The sequence below is a fragment of the Pseudoalteromonas sp. M58 genome, from assembly GCF_042604605.1.
In the GTDB taxonomy this organism is placed as follows: domain Bacteria; phylum Pseudomonadota; class Gammaproteobacteria; order Enterobacterales; family Alteromonadaceae; genus Pseudoalteromonas; species Pseudoalteromonas tetraodonis.
The window spans coordinates 1,329,794-1,349,488 of sequence record NZ_CP152390.1; the positions used below are offsets into that span (position 1 = coordinate 1,329,794).

The 19,695-nt window shown below is 40.2% G+C and carries 15 protein-coding genes; 4 read left to right on the top strand and 11 right to left on the bottom strand.

The genetic code is table 11. From position 1 onward, the window contains the following. Positions 1 to 5: 5 nt before the first annotated feature. From AAGD16_RS06175 to AAGD16_RS06195, 5 genes are all read right to left on the bottom strand, one after another. Complete coding sequence (locus AAGD16_RS06175) at positions 6 to 842, bottom strand: peptidoglycan binding protein CsiV (protein WP_377114306.1); 837 nt, start codon at positions 840 to 842, stop codon at positions 6 to 8. Continuing rightward, positions 842 to 4,315, bottom strand: a complete 3,474-nt coding sequence (mfd, locus tag AAGD16_RS06180; protein ID WP_013464676.1) for a transcription-repair coupling factor — start codon at positions 4,313 to 4,315, stop codon at positions 842 to 844. Before mfd ends, AAGD16_RS06175 begins: the two co-directional genes overlap by 1 nt. Before the next feature lie 50 nt (positions 4,316 to 4,365). Continuing rightward, positions 4,366 to 5,259 (bottom strand): carbon-nitrogen hydrolase, encoded by an 894-nt coding sequence (locus tag AAGD16_RS06185; protein WP_064662847.1) that lies wholly within the window; start codon positions 5,257 to 5,259, stop codon positions 4,366 to 4,368. Then, a complete protein-coding gene (locus tag AAGD16_RS06190) occupies positions 5,256 to 6,311 on the bottom strand; it encodes an agmatine/peptidylarginine deiminase (RefSeq protein WP_377114310.1) in 1,056 nt (351 codons plus the stop codon). Before AAGD16_RS06190 ends, AAGD16_RS06185 begins: the two co-directional genes overlap by 4 nt. Positions 6,312 to 6,425: 114 nt before the next feature. Further along, entirely contained in the window at positions 6,426 to 7,034 is a 609-nt protein-coding gene (locus tag AAGD16_RS06195) for a PilZ domain-containing protein (RefSeq protein ID WP_377114313.1), read from the bottom strand. Positions 7,035 to 7,334: 300 nt separating this feature from the next. On the opposite strand from AAGD16_RS06195, the gene AAGD16_RS06200 reads away from it, so the two are divergent. Genes AAGD16_RS06200 through AAGD16_RS06210 form a run of 3 tightly spaced genes read left to right on the top strand, consistent with a single transcriptional unit; the run spans position 7,335 to position 12,007 of the window. Continuing rightward, a complete protein-coding gene (locus tag AAGD16_RS06200; protein ID WP_013464680.1) occupies positions 7,335 to 7,892 on the top strand; it encodes an RNA polymerase sigma factor in 558 nt (185 codons plus the stop codon). Further along, positions 7,889 to 8,965, top strand: a complete 1,077-nt coding sequence (locus AAGD16_RS06205; RefSeq protein WP_024601386.1) for a FecR family protein — start codon at positions 7,889 to 7,891, stop codon at positions 8,963 to 8,965. Before AAGD16_RS06200 ends, AAGD16_RS06205 begins: the two co-directional genes overlap by 4 nt. A gap of 9 nt (positions 8,966 to 8,974) precedes the next feature. Further along, entirely contained in the window at positions 8,975 to 12,007 is a 3,033-nt protein-coding gene (locus AAGD16_RS06210) for a TonB-dependent siderophore receptor (RefSeq protein ID WP_036956219.1), read from the top strand. Positions 12,008 to 12,072: 65 nt separating this feature from the next. Here the strand turns inward: AAGD16_RS06210 and AAGD16_RS06215 are convergent, their stop codons facing one another. The 6 genes from AAGD16_RS06215 to AAGD16_RS06240 form a co-directional block, all read right to left on the bottom strand. Next, the gene (locus tag AAGD16_RS06215) at positions 12,073 to 12,516 is read right to left on the bottom strand and encodes a PA2169 family four-helix-bundle protein (RefSeq protein ID WP_024601388.1); all 444 of its coding nucleotides are present in this window, start codon (positions 12,514 to 12,516) and stop codon (positions 12,073 to 12,075) included. Positions 12,517 to 12,688: 172 nt separating this feature from the next. Further along, the gene (locus AAGD16_RS06220; RefSeq protein WP_028835763.1) at positions 12,689 to 13,627 is read right to left on the bottom strand and encodes a LysR family transcriptional regulator; all 939 of its coding nucleotides are present in this window, start codon (positions 13,625 to 13,627) and stop codon (positions 12,689 to 12,691) included. A 16-nt stretch (positions 13,628 to 13,643) separates the two neighbouring features. Further along, positions 13,644 to 15,362 carry a bifunctional isocitrate dehydrogenase kinase/phosphatase gene (gene aceK / locus AAGD16_RS06225; protein ID WP_013464685.1) on the bottom strand — a complete coding sequence of 573 codons (1,719 nt, stop codon included), beginning with the start codon at positions 15,360 to 15,362 and terminating at the stop codon, positions 13,644 to 13,646. A gap of 355 nt (positions 15,363 to 15,717) precedes the next feature. Continuing rightward, entirely contained in the window at positions 15,718 to 16,200 is a 483-nt protein-coding gene (locus AAGD16_RS06230; protein ID WP_377114320.1) for a DUF4124 domain-containing protein, read from the bottom strand. Between the two features lie 145 nt (positions 16,201 to 16,345). Beyond that, the gene (locus AAGD16_RS06235) at positions 16,346 to 17,842 is read right to left on the bottom strand and encodes a DUF3413 domain-containing protein (protein ID WP_377114323.1); all 1,497 of its coding nucleotides are present in this window, start codon (positions 17,840 to 17,842) and stop codon (positions 16,346 to 16,348) included. Between the two features lie 5 nt (positions 17,843 to 17,847). Next, complete coding sequence (locus AAGD16_RS06240; RefSeq protein ID WP_008109847.1) at positions 17,848 to 18,060, bottom strand: DUF1414 domain-containing protein; 213 nt, start codon at positions 18,058 to 18,060, stop codon at positions 17,848 to 17,850. Positions 18,061 to 18,123: 63 nt separating this feature from the next. Between AAGD16_RS06240 and yejK the strand changes: the two genes are divergently transcribed. Beyond that, positions 18,124 to 19,140 carry a nucleoid-associated protein YejK gene (gene yejK / locus AAGD16_RS06245; RefSeq protein ID WP_058154455.1) on the top strand — a complete coding sequence of 339 codons (1,017 nt, stop codon included), beginning with the start codon at positions 18,124 to 18,126 and terminating at the stop codon, positions 19,138 to 19,140. Positions 19,141 to 19,695 lie beyond the last annotated feature (555 nt).

Sequence of the window (19,695 nt, forward strand, 5' to 3'; positions counted from 1 at the left end):
TACTGTTAATGGTTAAATTTTCGAATTTGTACAATCATACCCATACGAGGATGATCAAAGTAATGAATATCTTCGCTGAAAACGCGTCTAAATTGTGAAAAACGGGCTGATTCTAGCTCACCATTATCTTGCTTTTCACTAATGTCGAAATCCGCATTAATGTATAAATAATGGCGTAAATGTATTTTCAATAAGCCATCTAACTCCCATTTCATGTTCGGAGACTGTGCTTCATTAAACAATGGCTCAGGAGTATCAAGTAAGCTAATAAAGTCGGAATTGGCGTAACTAAAACCGGTGTTCATATTGTTTTTTAATTGGTTGCCTGCAAATAAGTGCATACTAGGGGAGCGTGATTTACTTGCGCCTTCAAACCGCCAGCCGGTATGTAATATAGGGGTGAGTCCTTTGCGGTCTAAAGCTTGGCGTTGTTGTTCAAACTGCAGTTGTTCAGGAGCGAGCAGGTAAGTTTGCTCCATCGTATCTTGTACTCGTGCTTGAGGGGTTACTGGCAGCACATCGTAACTTTTTACATAATCAATGCTGTCGTTACACGCTGCAGACTGTGGGTTTGAATTAACCAAAGTATCAGCAAATGTACGTGTTTGAAAGCGTGGGTCACCGTTTATACACGCGTCCATTGCTTGGTTTTTATAAGCAGAGGCCAATAAATCTAAGGTGTTTTTATCTTCAATGGCGTCATGCTTTAAGCTAAAGTCTTCTTGTAAGTAAGGAGCAGGGCGCTGTTTAAATATTAACACCTCTACTTCAAACCAGCGCTCTGCAAATGCAGTACTGCTAAATAAGCAGCATAAAATAACCAGCGATTTTTTCAGCAACATTAATGGCTAACCTTTTTTTCGAAATCTGCAATCATAGCAGTGATCATTTTTAAGCGTTCACGGGCATTCGCCTCGCTAATGGCAAAGCGTAATTTATTTGCGCCATCCATTTTATAAATGTGTGGCGCACTTTGTATCAAACCAATAATGAAGCTAGGATTAACCTTGGTATTTTGACTAAACTCAAAGTAGCCTCCTTTCGGGTTAGCTTCTATTTTGGTTATGCCCAAATTGCTCGCCTGCATTTTTAGTTGTTGTAAACTAAATAGGTTTTTAGCTGCATCGGGTAATAAACCAAATCGATCTATCAATTCTACTTGCAGTTCATCAATATCAGCAAGGTTAGCACAACTTGCTACACGCTTGTACATACCTAAACGCGCGTTAACATCATGAATATAATCATCAGGTAACAAGGCAGGTAGCTTTAAATCAACTTCGGTTTGTTTTTGTAATAGATTTTCAAGGGTTGGCTCTTGACCATTTTTAAGCGCGTTAACAGCCTGTTCAAGCATTTCCATGTATAAATTAAAGCCAATGGTTTGCATTTGTCCAGATTGATCGTCTCCTAATAGCTCACCGGCACCACGAATTTCTAAATCGTGGGTTGCTAAGGCAAAGCCTGCGCCTAAATCTTCTAATGAGGCAATGGCATCTAAACGCTTTTTCGCATCTTTAGAGAGCGCTTTAGGGTTACCTGTGAGTAAATAAGCATAGGCTTGGTGATGACTTCTACCAACACGTCCGCGTAATTGATGCAGCTGAGCAAGACCGAGTTTATCGGCTCTGTCCATAATAATGGTATTTGCTGTGGGTACATCAATGCCGGTTTCAATAATCGTAGTACATACCAGTACATTGTATTTTTGGTGATAAAAATCGGTCATGATCTGCTCAAGCTCTTGCTCTCGCATTTGCCCGTGGGCTGAGGTAACTGTTGCCTCAGGCACCCATTCGCTAATTTCCTGAGCAACACGCTCAATGGTTTCTACATTGTTGTGTAAAAAGTACACCTGGCCGCCGCGTTTAATTTCACGCAGTACCGCTTCGCGAATAAGCTCTTCGTCGCGTTGGCGCACAAACGTTTTAACAGCTAAGCGTTTAGCCGGTGGGGTAGCAATAATAGATAAATCGCGCATACCACTCATGGCCATATTTAAAGTACGGGGGATGGGAGTTGCGGTCAGGGTGAGTATGTCAACATCAGCTCTCAGGGCTTTAATTTTTTCTTTTTGGCGCACCCCAAATCGGTGTTCTTCATCAACAATTAACAGGCCTAAATCTTTAAAGTTGATGTCTTGTTGAATTAGTTTGTGCGTGCCAATAACCACGTCAAGCTTGCCATTACTCATTTTTTCAAGGGTTTCTTTTTGCTCTTTAGTTGAGTTAAACCGAGACAATACGCCCACTTCAATTGGAAAATCAGCAAAGCGGTCTTTAAAGTTATCGTAGTGTTGTTGAGCAAGTAGGGTGGTAGGGACTAAAATAGCCACCTGCTTATTATCGTTAACCGCAACAAAGGCTGCACGCATTGCTACTTCGGTTTTACCAAAGCCTACATCACCACAGACTAAGCGATCCATGGCTTGTTTTGATTGCATATCACCCAGTACAGCTTCAATGGCGTTACGTTGATCATCCGTTTCTTCAAACGGGAAGCTATCACTAAATTGACGATAAGCTTGGCCATCCAGCGTAAATTTATTACCCGGTTTTGCTTGGCGCTGAGCGTAGATATCGAGCAATTCAGCAGCGACATCGCGTACTTTTTCAGCGGCGCGTTTTTTTGCCTTATCCCACGCATCAGAGCCGAGCTTATGCAGTGGGGCACTGGCTTCTTCACCGCCTGAATAACGACTGAGCATATGAAGCGCTGATACCGGCACATAGAGCTTTGCTTCACCGGCATAAATAATGGTTACAAATTCAGTAACCACACCGGCAGCATCAATTGTTTGCAGTCCTTGATAACGGCCAACACCATGGTCAAGGTGCACAACCGGTTGGCCTTCTTTTAACTCTGCTAAGTTACGAATTAGCGCATCTTGGCTTGCTTCATACTTGTGCTTACGGCGTCTGCGTTGTGATACTTTAATTCCAAGCAATTCTTGCTCAGTAATAATGCTCAGGCTAGGTTTTGTGCTAAGCACGACACTTTGTTCAAGTGGGCTTACAATTAAACCAACGTCACTACTGCTGTTGGTAAATTGCTCAAAAGTATCAAACTCTTTAAATTTTAAGCCGCTGGGTTTTAATATACTCAGTAATGATTCACGTCGACCATCCGACTCAACACTAATGACAACTCGGCCTTTTTTCTTTTTTTGTTCTGCCACATAGCTAATGAATGCGTTGTAAGGTTCATGTTGTTTATGATCAATGCGGACATTGGGTAATTCATTAACGGCAAGGTTTTTATTGCCCGCTTTAGTACCTAATTTTGCTTGTGATAAACGAATACGGCCATAATTACCTAAGTTTGAAAATAGCTCATTGATAGGCTGGTACAATTCATCCGGCGGTAAAAGTGGGCGCAAGGGGTCCACACGGCGGTTTTCATAGCGTACATTAACGTCGTGCCAAAAGTTATCCGCCGCATGTTCTAAATCGCCTAATTGCATTACGGTCGTTGATTCAGGCAAATAGTCAAAAATAGTCGCCAAGCCATCAAAAAATAATGGCATGTAGTATTCAATACCTCCAGGCCAATTACCTTTACTAACTTGCATATAAACAGAGTCTTGCTCTGCGCTTGCGCCAAACTTTTCACGATAGTTTATTCTAAAGCGTTCAATATCCGTGTCGTTAGTGGGGAATTCATGGGCAGGAAGTAACTCAATTTTTTCTACTTTTTCATCTGAGCGTTGTGTTTCCACATCAAATAAGCGAATGGTATCAAGCTCGTCATCAAAAAAATCGAGCCTAAATGGGTGTTTACTGCCCATCGGGTATAAATCAACAATAGAGCCACGTATTGCATATTCGCCATGCTCCATAACTTGTTGCACGTGCATGTAACCCGCTTGCTCTAAGTTTTCACGCAAAGCGTGGGTGTCTAATCTATCGCCCACTTTAAAATTAAGCGTTGAACCGTATATAAACGAAGCTGGGGCCGTGCGCAGCATCAGCGTTGATACAGGCATAATGAGCACGCTTTGTTGCTCGTTTTTCAGGGTATTAAGCGTTGCTAAGCGCGCTGAAATAATATCTTGATGGGGAGAGAAATGATCATAAGGCAATGTCTCCCAATCCGGAAATATCATTACCGGATTATCAGGAAGCAAATACTCTAATTCGGTTTCAAGGCGCAAAGCACTTGGTGTATCTGGCGTAACTATTAACACTAAGTTATCTTGTTGTTTTACACCTTGTGCAATGGCAATGCTTAAGCCACTGCCTAAAAGCTCGCCCCATTGAATTTTATCTTTTTGAGATTTTACCCAAGGCAAGGCTGCCCATTGCTCAAACGCCATTAATTACTCCATTAAATTAGGCTCTTAGCTGCTAAGAGCCATACTATTATTTAGTCGCGATAGATTTTTGTTAAATCTTGATAATGATCAATTCTGCGGTCGCGTAAATACGGCCAGATACGTCTTACGTTCTCGCTGCGTTTTTGATCAAGTTCAACCATTAATATTTGTTCACTTTGGTTATCAGCCTCTGCCAATATTTCGCCTTGGGGACCTGCAATAAACGAGTTACCCCAAAATAGAATGCCGTCACTTTGTCCACTCGGGTCGCGCTCAAGACCAACACGATTACAGCTAATCACTGGAACGCCATTGGCTACCGCATGGGCTCGTTGGCTAATAACCCAAGCATCTTTTTGGCGGGTTTGCTCGTCTTTATCATCGCGTGGATCCCAGCCAATTGCTGTTGGATAAATTAAAAGCTCTGCACCTGCCATCGCCATTAAACGCGCCGCTTCAGGAAACCACTGATCCCAACACACCAGTACGCCAAGTTTGCCCACTGAGGTTTGAATAGGCTCAAAGCCTAAGTCGCCAGGAGTAAAGTAAAACTTTTCATAAAAGCCAGGGTCATCCGGTATATGCATTTTACGGTATTTACCGGCAATACTGCCGTCTTTTTCGAGCACCACTGCGGTATTGTGGTAAAGGCCTGTAGCGCGCTTTTCAAATAAAGACGCCACAATCACGATACCAAGCTCTTTAGCAAGTTCACCTAACGTATTACTACTCGGCCCAGGTATTGTTTCGGCTAAATCAAAGACGTCGACATCTTCGGTTTGGCAAAAGTATAAACTACGGTGTAACTCTTGTAGCACAACAAGTTGTGCACCTTGACTGGCTGCATCGCGAATGCCAGCAATTGATTTTTCAATATTGTGTTCAGCGTTGTCACTGTTGCTTTGTTGCACTAAGGCAACTGATAAATTTGCAGGGCTTGTCATTGTGCTGCTCCAGCTAAAAATCCACGAGGTAATTGCATTGTAATGCAGTGAAGACTGCCAAATTGCTCAATAATAGGTAAACAATTTACCCCAATAATTGTGTGACCTGGGTATGCTTTTTGAACCTGTGCTAACGCGCGTTGGTCGTTTACATCGTTATAAGTAGGCACTAATACCGCATTGTTAATAATTAAGTAATTTGCATAGGTGGCGGGTAAGCGCGTGTTTTCATCATCGTACACGGCTTTTGGCCATGGCAACTCAATTAGCTTATATGGGGTGCGATCGGCAGTTTTAAAGCTTTGTAGTTGCTTTTGCATGGTATTAAGCGCGCTGAAGTGCTCATCGTTTTTATCGTCACATTGCACATACACAAGGGTATTATTTGGTGCAAAACGCACTAAGGTATCAATGTGGCTGTCGGTGTCGTCACCTGCTAAATAGCCATGATCAACCCATAAAAAGTCTGTTGCGCCCAAGTGCGCTTTTAAAAGCGCTTCTATGTCACTTGGGTTTAAATTTGGGTTACGGTTTTTATTAAGCAAACATTCGCTGGTTGTTAGCAACACACCATGCTCGTTTATTTCAATACCGCCACCTTCAAGTACCATATCGAGCGCTTGATAGTGGTTTTTTTTGCTACTTAACTCTTTTACCAAAGTACGATTAATTTGATTATCTAATGCGCTTTCAAATTTATTGCCCCAACCATTGAAAGTAAAATCATATACTTTTAATTGCTCAGGTGAGTCAATAGCGCTACAAGTAAGCGGGCCATGATCGCGCGCCCACGTATCATTGGTAGGGGTTACTACAAAATGAACACGATTCAAAGAGATGTTAGCGCTATTTAGCAATGCTGTAATATGCATTTTTAAGGCGCTATTATGCGCCACAATAACAAGCTTTTGCTGCGTTGTTATATGCTTAGCAAGCTCAATATATACAGGTTCTACACGGGCTAAATTATCAGCCCAATCTGTGTCTTTATGCGGCCATGTAAGCATAACAGCGTCTTGCTCGGCCCATTCAGGTAAAAGTCTAAAGTTCATGGATTTTTAATACAAATAAAGATGGGGCTAGTTTAGCAGTTCAATTACTGCTAAGTCACTTCTAAATGAGCGTTTGGCTCACAATTTTAAAGCGATTTGAGAAGTAAATAAACGCTAGCTTTTATCGTTTGTACTCTCTTTGGCTTTTTCAAGTTGCTGGCGCTTTTTAAGCTGGCGAGTTTGCGCATGTAAGCTGGCTCTTACAACCAGCTCTTGGTCGCTGTCTCTTATTGATACAAATAACAGGGTATATTGGTAGTACTCATTATCTTGTTTTTCAATGGCAACCACTTCGCTATAACAATACACCGCAGAGGCCTCGTGTTGTAAAAAAAGTTTAGTACGAAACTTTTGCCCTAATGTATACAAATGTTCACTGGTAAACTTAATGCCGCCACCGCCGTAACTGTCGCAATAGATTGAGTTATCTTCTGGTTGTTCAGAGGCTAAAATATGACTCATGATCAAATCTATTTTGCGCGACTGAGCTTGTAAAAAAGTAGTTAGTTCTTGGGCAATATCACCTAAATTACGCAAAGGGCCTAAGGCGCTTTGCTCTAAACTGCTTACTTCGTTAGCAAGTTTAAATAAAGGCGGAATATCAGCGTCAAGTTCAGCTAAGCTTTTTGGCACAGCCGAATCATCCACGGCAAACAGATTGACGCGATTACTTTCATCAATTTGAAAATAAAGCTCAAAATCTGATAATTTTTGATTATTCATATGTAACTCCTATCCGTTAATAGTAGCGTTGCGACTACTAAATTACTACACAACACGCCAATAAAATTAAGCTAAATATCTGTTTGCCCTCATTATAAAAAGCCAAATCAACTAAAATTGCGCTAACTTTCAATATTTACCAAACAGGCATAATGATTAAAAAAGTTTTAAAAGGTAATACGTTTACATTGCACTATGTATGTTAGCAACTAATAAATAACCAATAATTAACAAAACTCCTTGTAATTAGCCCTAAAACTCGTAATCTTACGGTAATAATAATAACAAGGGACTACCCACGTGGCTCGAGGACTTAAATTAGCCAGTACATTCTCAGACATATCCACGCAACTGCGGCGCTTCGTGTCTAAAATTGTGTTGCCTGACGATGTTGATGATATTGTTCAAGAAACCTTTGTTAAAAGTTATGAAGCTGAATTAAAGCAAGATATTCAATACACCCGTAGCTACATGTTAAAAACAGCTAAACACCTAGCACTTAATCATATAGCTAAATGGGATAATAAATTTAGTACCCCTTTAAATCACGAAACTGAACTCCCCAAATTGCTTAAATCAATGCAATTAGAAGACGAATACACCTCTAAAGAACGTTTTTTATTATTTTGTCGGGCGACTGAGCAATTAAGTCCTGTTGTAAGAAAGTGCTTTATTTTAAAAAAAGTCTATGGAATGAGCCAAAAAGAGATCGCACAGCAAATGCAGCTAAGTCAAAGTACGGTAGAAAAACACATTGCCAAAGGGTTATTAAATACCATGCTATATATGCGCGAACAGTCACACGATGAGAGCGACCATTGCCAACAAAGTGCGGACATAATGAGGGCAGCAAAATGAATAACATCCATCAATTTACCTCAAAAGAATTAATATTAGAAAAAGCATCGCAATGGATCAGTGCTATTGACCGTGGCCTTACAAAAGAAGAGCAAGAACAATTTAAACTGTGGATGCTACAAAGTACTGCTCATCAAAATGCGGTGTATGAATTAGCTCAGCTTTGGGATGACCTGAGTGTACTTAACGAACTCAGCGTATTATTTCCAAATAAACAACCGGCTAATAGCAAAACAAAGCCTGCGTATGTATTTGGCATGGCAGCAAGTATTGTTGCTGCATTAATGATGTGCAGCTATTTATTGCTAAATATAGATAGCAATTTCAACAAAAATTTAGCCAAGGTAAATTATACAAAAATTTATAAAACAAAAGTTGGCGAGCAAGCAACCTATGTTTTACCAGATGGCACAATTGTACAACTTAATACCAATAGCTCATTGGAAGTCGCTTATAGCCAAGGCCGTAGGCAATTGTTACTAAGTCGTGGCGAGGGGCGTTTTAATGTTGCTAAAGATGCATCACGCCCATTCAGCGTGATGGCCGGTGATAAAAGCTTTACCGCTCTCGGTACTGTATTTAATGTGCAGCGCAATACTTCGTCAGATCTCGAGCTGGTTGTTACTGAGGGTAAAGTGATGATCACCGATCCTAGCGTTGCTGTTAATGCTGATGATTTCAAAGCGTATCAACAAGCTGATAATAACAATCATGAAATTCGTCAAATTAATGCCAATATTGTGATTTCCGGTGAAAAAGCCATTATTGAACAAAGCGTTACCAAACCAATCACACAGTTATCGGTTGATGATGTACAGCGTGACTTAGCTTGGCAAAATGGCATGTTGATATTTAATGGTGAGCAACTGGTAGATGCCTTAAACGAAGTCAGCCGTTATACCGCTACGCGGTTTGAACTATCATCTGATGAGTTAGCCCGTATAAAAGTGGCCGGTGTTTTTAAAGCGGGTGATGTGGCAGGGCTGTTAGAGAGCTTGCAAAATAATTTTTCGATTGAACATGAACGTTTAGGCGAGCATGTTGTTAGCCTAAAATATCAAAAAAAATCATAGGTAATCGTAATGAAAATCACACCATTGTTAATCAATGTTGCTCATAAGAGTGTAAAAAGTAATTTAAAGATTAAAAAAATGATAAAAAACTATAGAGGATTTTTGTTTGCTAACTGTTTATATAAGTTGCGCAGTAACCATACGTGCCATTTAACTCAATTTGGCCTTGTTGCACCGCTGTTTTTAAGTATCAGTGTGTATGCAAGTCAAACCGAGGGGCAAATGATGCAATTTGATATAAAAGCGCAACGAGCAGACAAAGCCTTAATAGAATTTGCTAAGCAAACAGAACAAACTGTGGTTTTTTCGTATGAACTTGCCAAGCAATACGAAGCAAATTCGTTGTATGGATTTTATTCTCAACTTGATGCACTAAAAGCATTACTGGCTGAGACACAGCTCGATGCGGTTGTTGATCAAAATGGTTTACTGAGTATTAAACTCAAACAAATCAATAGGAAAGATAACAACATGATGAAGCTTTCAGGAGTTAGTGCAGCTGTATTACCTGCTTTACTTGCAGTTAATTCACAAGGAATCAATGCCGCTGAACAAAGCGCAGAACAAAACATCGAAAAAATTGCTATTGTAGGTAGTCGTGTGGCAGGGCGCTCAGTTGAAGACTTACCTGTCCCCGTTGATATTTTAAGTGCAGAAGCACTCGAAAATACCGGCCAAACAGAAGTTGGCCGCATGCTTCAAGCTATTGCACCTTCTTTTAACTTTTCAAGTTCATCTATCAGTGATGGTACTGACGCATTAAGACCAGCAACGCTACGTGGCCTAGGGCCAGATCAAACGTTGGTATTGATCAATGGTAAGCGTCGTCACCAAGCCAGTATTATTCATATTAATACTTCGGTGGGGCGTGGTACGGCGGGTACCGATATGAACGCTATTCCAGCCTCAGCAATTAAACGTATTGAAGTACTGCGTGATGGCGCTGCGGCTCAATATGGTTCTGATGCAATTGCCGGTGTTATAAATATTGTGCTCAAAGATGGCAGCGAAGGTGGTAAAGCCGCTATTAACTACGGTGAGTATTCAGAAGGTGATGGCGAAACTGTTAACATCGACTTTAATAAAGGCTTTGCTTTAGGTGACAATGGTTATTTAAATACAACTATAAACTACCGTGACCGCGCACCAACTAACCGTGCAGGGCTTCATGGTTCATGTCAATTTTATGGTTGTACTGAGCTCAGTGACGGCACGTTACTGGCAGGCGACCCGCGTGAACTAACCGCGCCACGCGATACATTTAGAATTGGCGATGCCGACTCTCAACAATTTGGTTTAACGGTTAACACCGGCTACGAATTAGGAGCGGGTGAACTATACGGTTTTATTACCTATTCAACGCGTGATAACGAATCAGCAGCATTTTTCCGTCATAATGCCAATGCCGGTGGTAACCCAGTATTACAAGATGGTGATGCGACAGTTCCGGCTGGCTTTTTACCAAAAATAAACACTACGATTGACGATATTTCATATAACTTTGGTTATAAAACGCAGTTTGATAACGACTCAAGCTTAGACTTATCGTACACCTATGGTGAAAACAGCATTGATTACACCACTAGCGATACGATTAATGCCTCTTATGCCAACTTCCTACGTTACGACCAAGGCTTAAGCGCCGCAGATATTCGCGCCACTATTCCACGTGAAGGTTACGCGTATGGTATGGAGCTATCACTGCAAACGATTAATCTTGATTTTACTCAAAATTTTGATGATTATTCATTAGCAATGGGTGCAGAAATACGCACCGATGAGTACCGTATTTTAGAGGGCAGCGAATACGCATACCGTGATTACGATACCAACAATGGTGTTAATATTTATGATGGACTAAGCGGTGGTATTGGTAGCGAAAATGCATCAGGTGGCACACAAGGCTTTGGTGGTTCATCGCCAGCATCGTCGGTTGATGAGTCGCGCGATGTGATCTCGTTTTATTTAGACGCTGAAGCTTACGTTATTGAAGATGTGATTATCTCAGGGGCGTTACGTTACGATAATTACAAAGGATTTGGCGATACAGTTAACTTTAAACTCGCGGGTAACTGGTCACTAACCGAAGATATTTCACTTCGTGGTGCATTAAGCTCAGGATTTAGAGCCCCTTCAATGCAGCAGTTGTACTTTAACAATATCAGCACGCAGTTTGTTGTTGGTCCTAATGGCAATTTAGTGGCTGAAGAAGTGGGCACGTTTAGAAACGATTCAACCTTGGCGCAAAGTTTAGGTATTCCTAAGTTAACAGAAGAGAAATCTCAAAACCGCAGTTTAGGTATTGTTTATAATGTAAGCGATAATATTAATGTAACGCTTGATTACTACTCAATCGATATTGACGACCGTATTGTAATTAGTAATCGCTTAGGCAAAGGTTTATCAAACAGTCTTGATGCCGCGTTATTGAGCTCGGGTGCTGGTGCAGGACAGTTTTTCTTAAATGGGGCTGACACAGAAACGCAAGGTATCGACTTTGTAGCTACATGGAATACAGAAGGCCTAGGCGGCACGCTTGATTTTACATTAGCGGCCAACTTTACCGAAACCGATGTCGTGTCGTTATTTACACCTGCAGGTTCTGGTCTTGAAACCGTGCCAGTCGATGATGTGTTTTCTGATCAAGAAATTTCTATCATCGAAGAATGGCAACCAGAAGATCGCATTAACTTAAGTGCACTTTATCGCCGTGACGACTGGACTGTTAATTTATCACTTAATCGTTTTGGTGAGTACACAGTTGAAGATGGCGGCCGCCAGACTTACGGTGCTGAAATTTTAACTGACATTAAAGTTAATTACTTTGTAACTGATAATTTATCGGTAAACATTGGCGCAAATAACTTATTTGATGTTTACCCTGATGAAAACACCATAGGTAATTCACGTTCAGGTACTATTGTAGATGCTCAAGGTAATACCATTGTCAGCAGTGATGGGGTATTTAAGTACTCTCGTCGTTCAGCGCCATTTGGTTTTAACGGTGCTTACTACTACGTAGGTGCAGAATACCGCTTTTAATTAATAACTCTCCTATTGTTATTTAACAACCAAAGGGCCGTAAGGCCCTTTTATAGTTTTTAAACTTAATGTTTTTGCATTTTACTCATTTCAGCATGACAGCTTTGCATGGTAAGCAATACCTTTGACAGCGCCGCTTCACAATCATGTGATTGAGGCTTTTTTAACGCTGTTTTGATTTCTTCTAAGGTTTTATCTTCTACTTCTTCAAGCTCTTTAATGTAGGTTTGGTCGTTATCGCTAGTGAATGTACTGAGCAAAGCGGTAAATGCTCTGCGTGCTTCTACCGCGAACGAAGAGCCATCTTCACGTGCGCCTTGTTGATTAATTGCATAGGGTTGTAAGCTTTCAACACTTACTTTGCGGGCGTCGATCATGCGCTGAAATAATGCACTTACGCTAGGATCTTGTACTTTATCTTGTGCTTTTTCGTAAAAGTCGATACCGCTATTCATTACTTGGATAATGTCGGTGATATGATTTATCTCTTGTCCTTGATGGGTGCTCATAATAATGACCTCTGTTAATTTAAAATACATAGATAACTAAGCAAGCGGCATTCCAACGCGGTTTTATTTTTTAACTAATTGTTTTTCATGGTTTTATTTTTATGGGGAGGTCTAGGTAAGCTTGCTAACATGCTGCTAGCAAGCAAAATTTACATAAAAGCATGTAAGAAGGTTATTTAAGCTCTTCAGCTACTTCGGCCACTTTTTGACGTAACCAAATATGGCTAGCATCTCTGTGTAACAAAGGGCTCCATATCATATCAAGTTCAAATGGTGGAATTGGAAAGGGTGGTTCAAGTATTTTAAGCCCCGGATCGTCTACATAAATATTGGCCGCTTTTGAAGGTAAAGTTGCCACGAGGTTTTTTTCTTTCGCTAAATGAATCGCAACATGGTAGTTACGAGTAAACGTGGCAATATTTCGATGCTTCCCAAAATGTGCGAGCGCTTCGTCAACCCAACCCAGCTTTTGCACATCTTTTGGATCCATGCCAACCCCAACACCAAAGCCTGTTTTACTTACCCAAATATGACGGGCTTTTAAATAGCTATCTAGGCTAAAGTTTTCAATAATAGGGTTGTCGGATCTTACTAAACAGCAAAAGCTATCTTTCCAAATTCGCTTATGATGAAACGATTGCGGTAAGTTCTCGAAGCGGTTAATTGCCATGTCTACTTTACCGTTTTCTACATCATGGAAAGTTACATCGCTGGGCGTTAAAATATCTAATGTGGTGTCTGGGGCTTCTTCATGTAATTTCCCTAACAAACGCGGTGCCATGGTACTGGCTGCATAGTCACTGGCCATAATTCTAAACACGCGTTTACTTTGCTTAGCTTCAAATTCGCGATTAGGTGCTAGCGTTTCTTCAAGCGTCATCAAAATACCGCGAATAACAGGCTGTAACTCAATAGCGCGCTCGGTCGGCACCATACCATCGCTGGTACGCACTAAAATAGGATCGTTAAAAAGGTTACGTAGGCGTTTAAGTCCATTACTCATTGCCGGTTGAGTAATACTAAGCTGGTTAGCAGCACGAGTAACGTTACATTCGCGCAGTAATGTATCGAGGTAAACCAGTAAATTTAAATCTATTTTACTTATATTCATTGTGTGTCCTTAACGTTTACCAGTAATGGATAAAACGCTGTGCTGTAGGATAGGGATAAATATGACTCACCTTTCCATTTTTTATATTTTGTTGTGCTTGTTTCCAAAAGCTCACATCAAGTAGTTCTGGGTGCGTACTGGTTAAAAATTGTTTATATGTTGGGTTAGGCATTACAAAGGTACATAATTGCTCTGGAAATACATCTTGCGGAGCAACCGAGTAACTTTGTTCATCCATCAAATAATCATCATAACTTTTTGCTTTGGGTAGTGCTCTAAAGTTCATGTCTGTTAAATATTGCACTTCATCGTAATCATAAAAAATAATACGTTTGTGCTTACTTACACCAAAGTTCTTTAACAGCATATCGCCAGGGAAAATATTCACGGCAATCATTTCTTTAAGCGCCTGGCCATACTCTTCAATGGCATCGGCGGCACTTTTTTCGTCTGCATTTTCTAAAAACAAATTAAGCGGTGTCATTCGCCGTTCAATGTATAAATGTTTTATGATTAACCAGTCACCCTCAATCACCATCGATGAGCCAATGGTTTTGTGCAACTGCGCTAACAAGTTACTATCAAATCGTGCCAAAGGAAATACGACGTTTGAATACTCTATGGTGTCAGCCATTCGGCCAACACGGTCATGACTTTTAACCAGTTGATAGCGTTTTAATACCGTATCGCGACCAAACGGCTTACTTTCGCCAAATTTATCTTTAATAACTTTAAATACATAACCAAACGAGGGTAGGGTAAATACCATCATCACCATACCCGGTGTACCGGGAGCAATGGTAAATTCGTCATTAGAATGGGTTAAATGATTCAAAAACTCGCGATAAAACTCGGTTTTACCTTGTTTATGAAAGCCTATGGCGTTGTAAAGCTCGGCGAGGGTTTTATTAGGCATAAGTTGATTTAAAAACCGCACTAACGCTGAAGGAGCATGAGTTTCTACCATAAAATAGGCACGCGCAAAGCCAAAAATAACGCGCATTTGTGACGACTTTGTAAGTAAGGCATCTAAATAAAGGCCTTTATCTTCATGGTGTAACACCGCAATAATAAAAGGCTGAACGCCACTTTGCGATACAACGCGCCCCACAATGTAAGCGGCTTTATTACGATAAAACGGGGTATGTAATATATCAAAACGCATTTGCCAATGCTGGTGGTGTGTATCGGGTGCTTGTTTATAAAAGGCTTTAACTAATAAACGAATATCGCGTTCTAGATTGACAAAGTCGGCCTTAAAATCAAAGTGATTAATAATACGCTTAATGGTGGGCTTTAAACCATCTACAACAGGAAAATAACTACGGTATTCAGCTTCAACAGGCACAGAAGGCGCATCTTTGAGCGTGGCTTCTACAAAAATAAAGTCATTGTGAAAATAGCGGCGGTGGTACAGGCGGCAGAATACTGAATTATAAAATGTTTCAGCAAGTTCTGCTTGCGGATGAAAACATAAAAAGTGTTGGTAAAGCTTTTTCACTTCAAGCCATAAGCTCTCGTTTAGCGCGTCTGTTTGCTGGCGTTCTCTTAGTGTTTTTGTTGTTTCGTTTACCCGATCATCGTAATAGCTTATACGCAGGCGACTTATATCATTAATAGCTTGCCAGTCTCTTTTAGCAAAAGCGTAGGGAGCCTTGGCTGTTGTTCTTTGAAACAGCAAATAATGCTTTTTAAAACCGGTTAAAATTAATTCAGCAATTTGGCGTGGTTGCATCAGTACTCCTTAATAGACGCCTTTAGGTGTTTAGGATAATGCCGGTGGTTATACCAATTTTATTAAAAACATGATCATTCTAGCGTTTTAAATAATCCGCTAGCTGCGTTAAAAATTATTTATATAGAACAACTATGTATCATAATTTTCGCCTTGTTATCGACTTATTTCTTTGTCGCTATAATAGATCACTAATTTAATGCAATTGGTATTAGTATTAAATCCGAAAAAGGTGGTCAAAGGAAATTACACCACTAAACACACAATAGAGTTTATGCTCTATAGATGTTAAGGGTATGTTATTTTATATTTAAAACCAAGCTAATTAAGATGATATTTATTGAAGTTAGTCTGATTAAGGTTGATAGGCATCAATCTTTTTTTGTAACTTTTTAATACGCTTTTTAATCAATGCTTTATCTTTTTTATATTGCTTATCTAATTTTTTCTGTGTGTTTCTAATATCTTTGCTAATACGCTTTTTATCATCTGCGCTCAATATATGATTTAAACGCTGCTGTTGTTTAAAACCAGCCCTGTCTTTTTCTCGTAAAAGTATTGCTAACTTATGCTGATTACTGCGCAGCTCTGCTTCTAGGTTGGAAATAATCGTATCTCGTTCCAGCTCGTTTAACTGTTTGGTATAGTTTATTTCTTTACCGGCTTGCTTAGGCTCAGTGGCGGTTATTGTGTGTGAGGTAGCATTATCACTACAGGGAAACTGAGAGAAAGTGGTGCCTTTGGGAGTGACGCACTTGAAATAGGTGGTTTGAGCTAATGCAAGAGAGCTAAAACATAAAATACAGACAGTAATGATCAGATTAATAACGCTGAACATAATGATTATCCTTTGTATATTCTGATCGAGTTAATAATTTTTAATGATAAAAACTATAACCTAGCTTGGGGGGATAGCAAGTGCAAAGGAGTAATAACAGAAACTAAGCGAGTCAGTTTTAATGACTCGCTCGTATTATGAGGTGCTATTGAGAAAATGTTTTAAGCTTTTTAATACCATGCACTAAGAATGGAATATCAAGCCCTTGTTCAATTGAAAACCCTTCAGCGGCAGAGATATTTCTAAAATTTCCATCACGATCAATAAGCGTGATTCTATCTTTTTTGTAAGCAATCACCACGCCTTGCGAGTAATTAACCCCAATATTATTACTTTTACTGTACAAGTTATCACCCAGCATAGTTTGCTGCGCAAGCGCATTACAGTTTAAGTATTGGCCAAGGCTCGTAGCGATAATATCGCTGGGCTGAATTAAACCGTTCACTTTAGAAATAAATTTATCGGAGCTGTACAATGTTGACGTGGTTACAATTTCATTGCTATTTTGCGAGATACTAAAAGCAAAAAATTCAGTAGCGTCATCACGTACAGTGGCGTTTTCAGCCCCTTTGACAATTCTTATTGCACTGTCTTTGTGTGCTTGCTCGTTAATAAAGCTCAGCTCATCAATACCGGCCACTTCCACACTACGGCGTTGGCTTTGCCAAACGGGTAAAGTTTGCTGCTCAATAATGTTCGTTTTGTAAAATGCTGGCAAGCCGTACACAAGCCCAAATAACATATCACTATGATCGGTGGGTTGTAAAAATTGCGTGTTTTTATAAATACTTTGTTGGCTGGCAACAAATTTTGCTAGCTGCTCGTCATTATCAAACACCAATATATCAACTTTTGCTGCGCTGTAATCTTCACATTTTTCTAATGGAGCAGGTGCTTGATAATTAATACCTTGGTTATTAATTTTAACGTTGTGCGCTTGCTCGTAGCTTTCAACATCCAGCAAATCGTTTTTAGCGAGTAAGCTTTTTGCCGTAGTCGGGTACGAAAGTGGTAGTACATTATCTTGTTTAGTGATATCAAATTTTAAATTGGCATCAGCCCAAATGTGAATGCTGTGGCTTAGCGCAAAACAAATCACTAAAAATGAACCGGCATAACGGGCAAATTTAAACTGTTTTAAACGCCCTAAATGATGCCAAGTAAAATTACTAACAGTCAATTGAAACGCTAATATTGTTAACACTATGCTCCCTGCAAGCAAGGTGGTAAGTGCGGGTGAGTTTGTTACACGATGCCACAACAGTGAAATAATTTCAGGCAGTGCAGAGGCATTTAAGTGATAACCTAAGTTAAAGTAGACGTAAGCGTCTAAAGTCAGTATTGAGGCCCCGACAGTTGCAATCACTGCTGCCATACCGCGTATATGCCGTGGGTAGGGGAATACTAAACTCAAAGGGAAAACCGTCAGCACAAACGCTAAAAATGCAATAAAGCTAGTGTGGCTTAGCCAAGTAACCATCATATAGGTTATACCCATATAAGTGGTCGGTGGCGAATCGGCAAATAAATAGCTTAAGCTAATTAAAAGCGCTAAGCCAATATTGGCAAATGTAAACCAATGACCCCAACTTAATAATTGACTCGCTTTCGATGAAAACTGGTTGTGCTGCGATAAATTCATAAAGTTTACTTAACCGACTGCGCGAGTGCTTTTGCAAAGTTCTCGGTAACGGCTTGTCTTTTCCCTGTTGGTACATGCTCTTTTAAGATATGCGTGATAGAATTTCCTAAACACATAAGACTTAAATCAACCGGCGCATTATGTTTTGATAAAACATCAATAAGCTGATCGACGATTTGTTCTACTTCTTCATTAGAGTATTTTGATAAGATTGGCATCAGTTGGTTCAATAAAAAGAGTTATATTCCCGTATTTTAACACCAGAGGCGTGAAAAACAAAGATGGCAATAGATGTTAAAAAATTAGTCGTTCACTATGTAGACAAAAAAGACGACGACACTCAAATTCACCTTCGTAACGACGAAATGACTATCAACGATAAAGTGGCTGTATTCATTGAGCAATTACACCATGCCTACAATGGCAAGCCAGGTAAAGGGTTCTGTGCATTCAGTGGAGAAAAAAACAGTATTGTTGCCTCTACCATGCAAAGCTATCGCAATAATGAGCTTGGCTTTTGGCATATGACCGAGCAAGCATCAACGGTATTAAAAGAAGAGTTAGATAAATACGCCTTTAACGAAACGGGATATTTAGTATTTTGTCACTATCAGTACGTGGCGACTGATTATATGTTGATTGCTATGATCAATATTAAAGAGCATTACTCAATGACCTCTGAGCTTGATTTAGCCGCATCGCGTCATTTAGATATTTCGCGTATGCAATTGGCTGCTCGTATTGACTTAACCGCATGGGATACCCAGGCAGACGACAATCGTTATATTTCATTTATTAAAGGTCGTGCAGGGCGTAAAGTCGCTGACTTTTTCTTAGATTTTTTAGGTTGTGAAGAGGGCATTGATCCTAAGCAGCAAAGTCAAGTGATGCTCAATGCGGTAGAAGACTACTTATCGGAGCAAGAGTTTGATAAATCTGAAAAAGACGAGTTACGTAAGCAAGTATTTGATTACTGTAACGACTGTGTTACCACGGGTGAAGAAGCTAATGTGAGTGAACTTTCAGCAACGCTTACCAAAGGTGACGACAACCCGTTTGAAAGTTTTTGTAAAGAGCAAAGCTATGACTTAGAAGAGTCATTCCCGGTTGATAAAAAAACGGTAACCAGCATGGTTAAATTTTCAGGCTTAGGCGGTGGAGTCAGTATCAGTTTTGAGCGTAAGCATTTAGGCGAGCGTGTAACTTATAATGAAGCCACTGATACGTTAGTGATCAAGGGCATTCCACCAAACCTAAAAGATCAGCTACAGCGTTTTATGGAACAACAGCAAGATTAAACTCACAGCGGGCTGCGAGCTACGGGTTGCGGGATCAGGTTCGTAACCCGAACCCCGCAGCCAGCTAACTTTTTTGACTCTAATCTTTGGTTTTTTAACCACAGAGAACACCGAGGCGCTGCGCGCTGCACCGAGAATACAAAACAAAACCAATACCCTGTACTTTTTAATTTCATAACATTTGTATTTAATCATTTCCTCTTTTTTCTTCTACCCTCTGTGGTAAATAAATCACTAAAATCTTATTGTCATGCTTACGGCAATTTGCGGGCTACGGGTTTCGGGATCAGGCCCGTAGCCCGCTCCCCACAACCCGTTAACTTTACCTCTATCTTTATTTTTGAACCACAGAGAACACCGAGGCGCTACGCGCTGCACGAGAATACAAAACAAAACCAATACCCTGTACTTTTTAATTTCATAACATTTGTATTTAATCATTTCCTCTGTTTTCTTCTATCCTCTGTGGTAAATAAATTACTAAAATCTTATTGTCATGCTTACGGCAATTTGCGAGCTACGGGTTTCGGGATCAGGTTCGAAGCCCGATCCCCG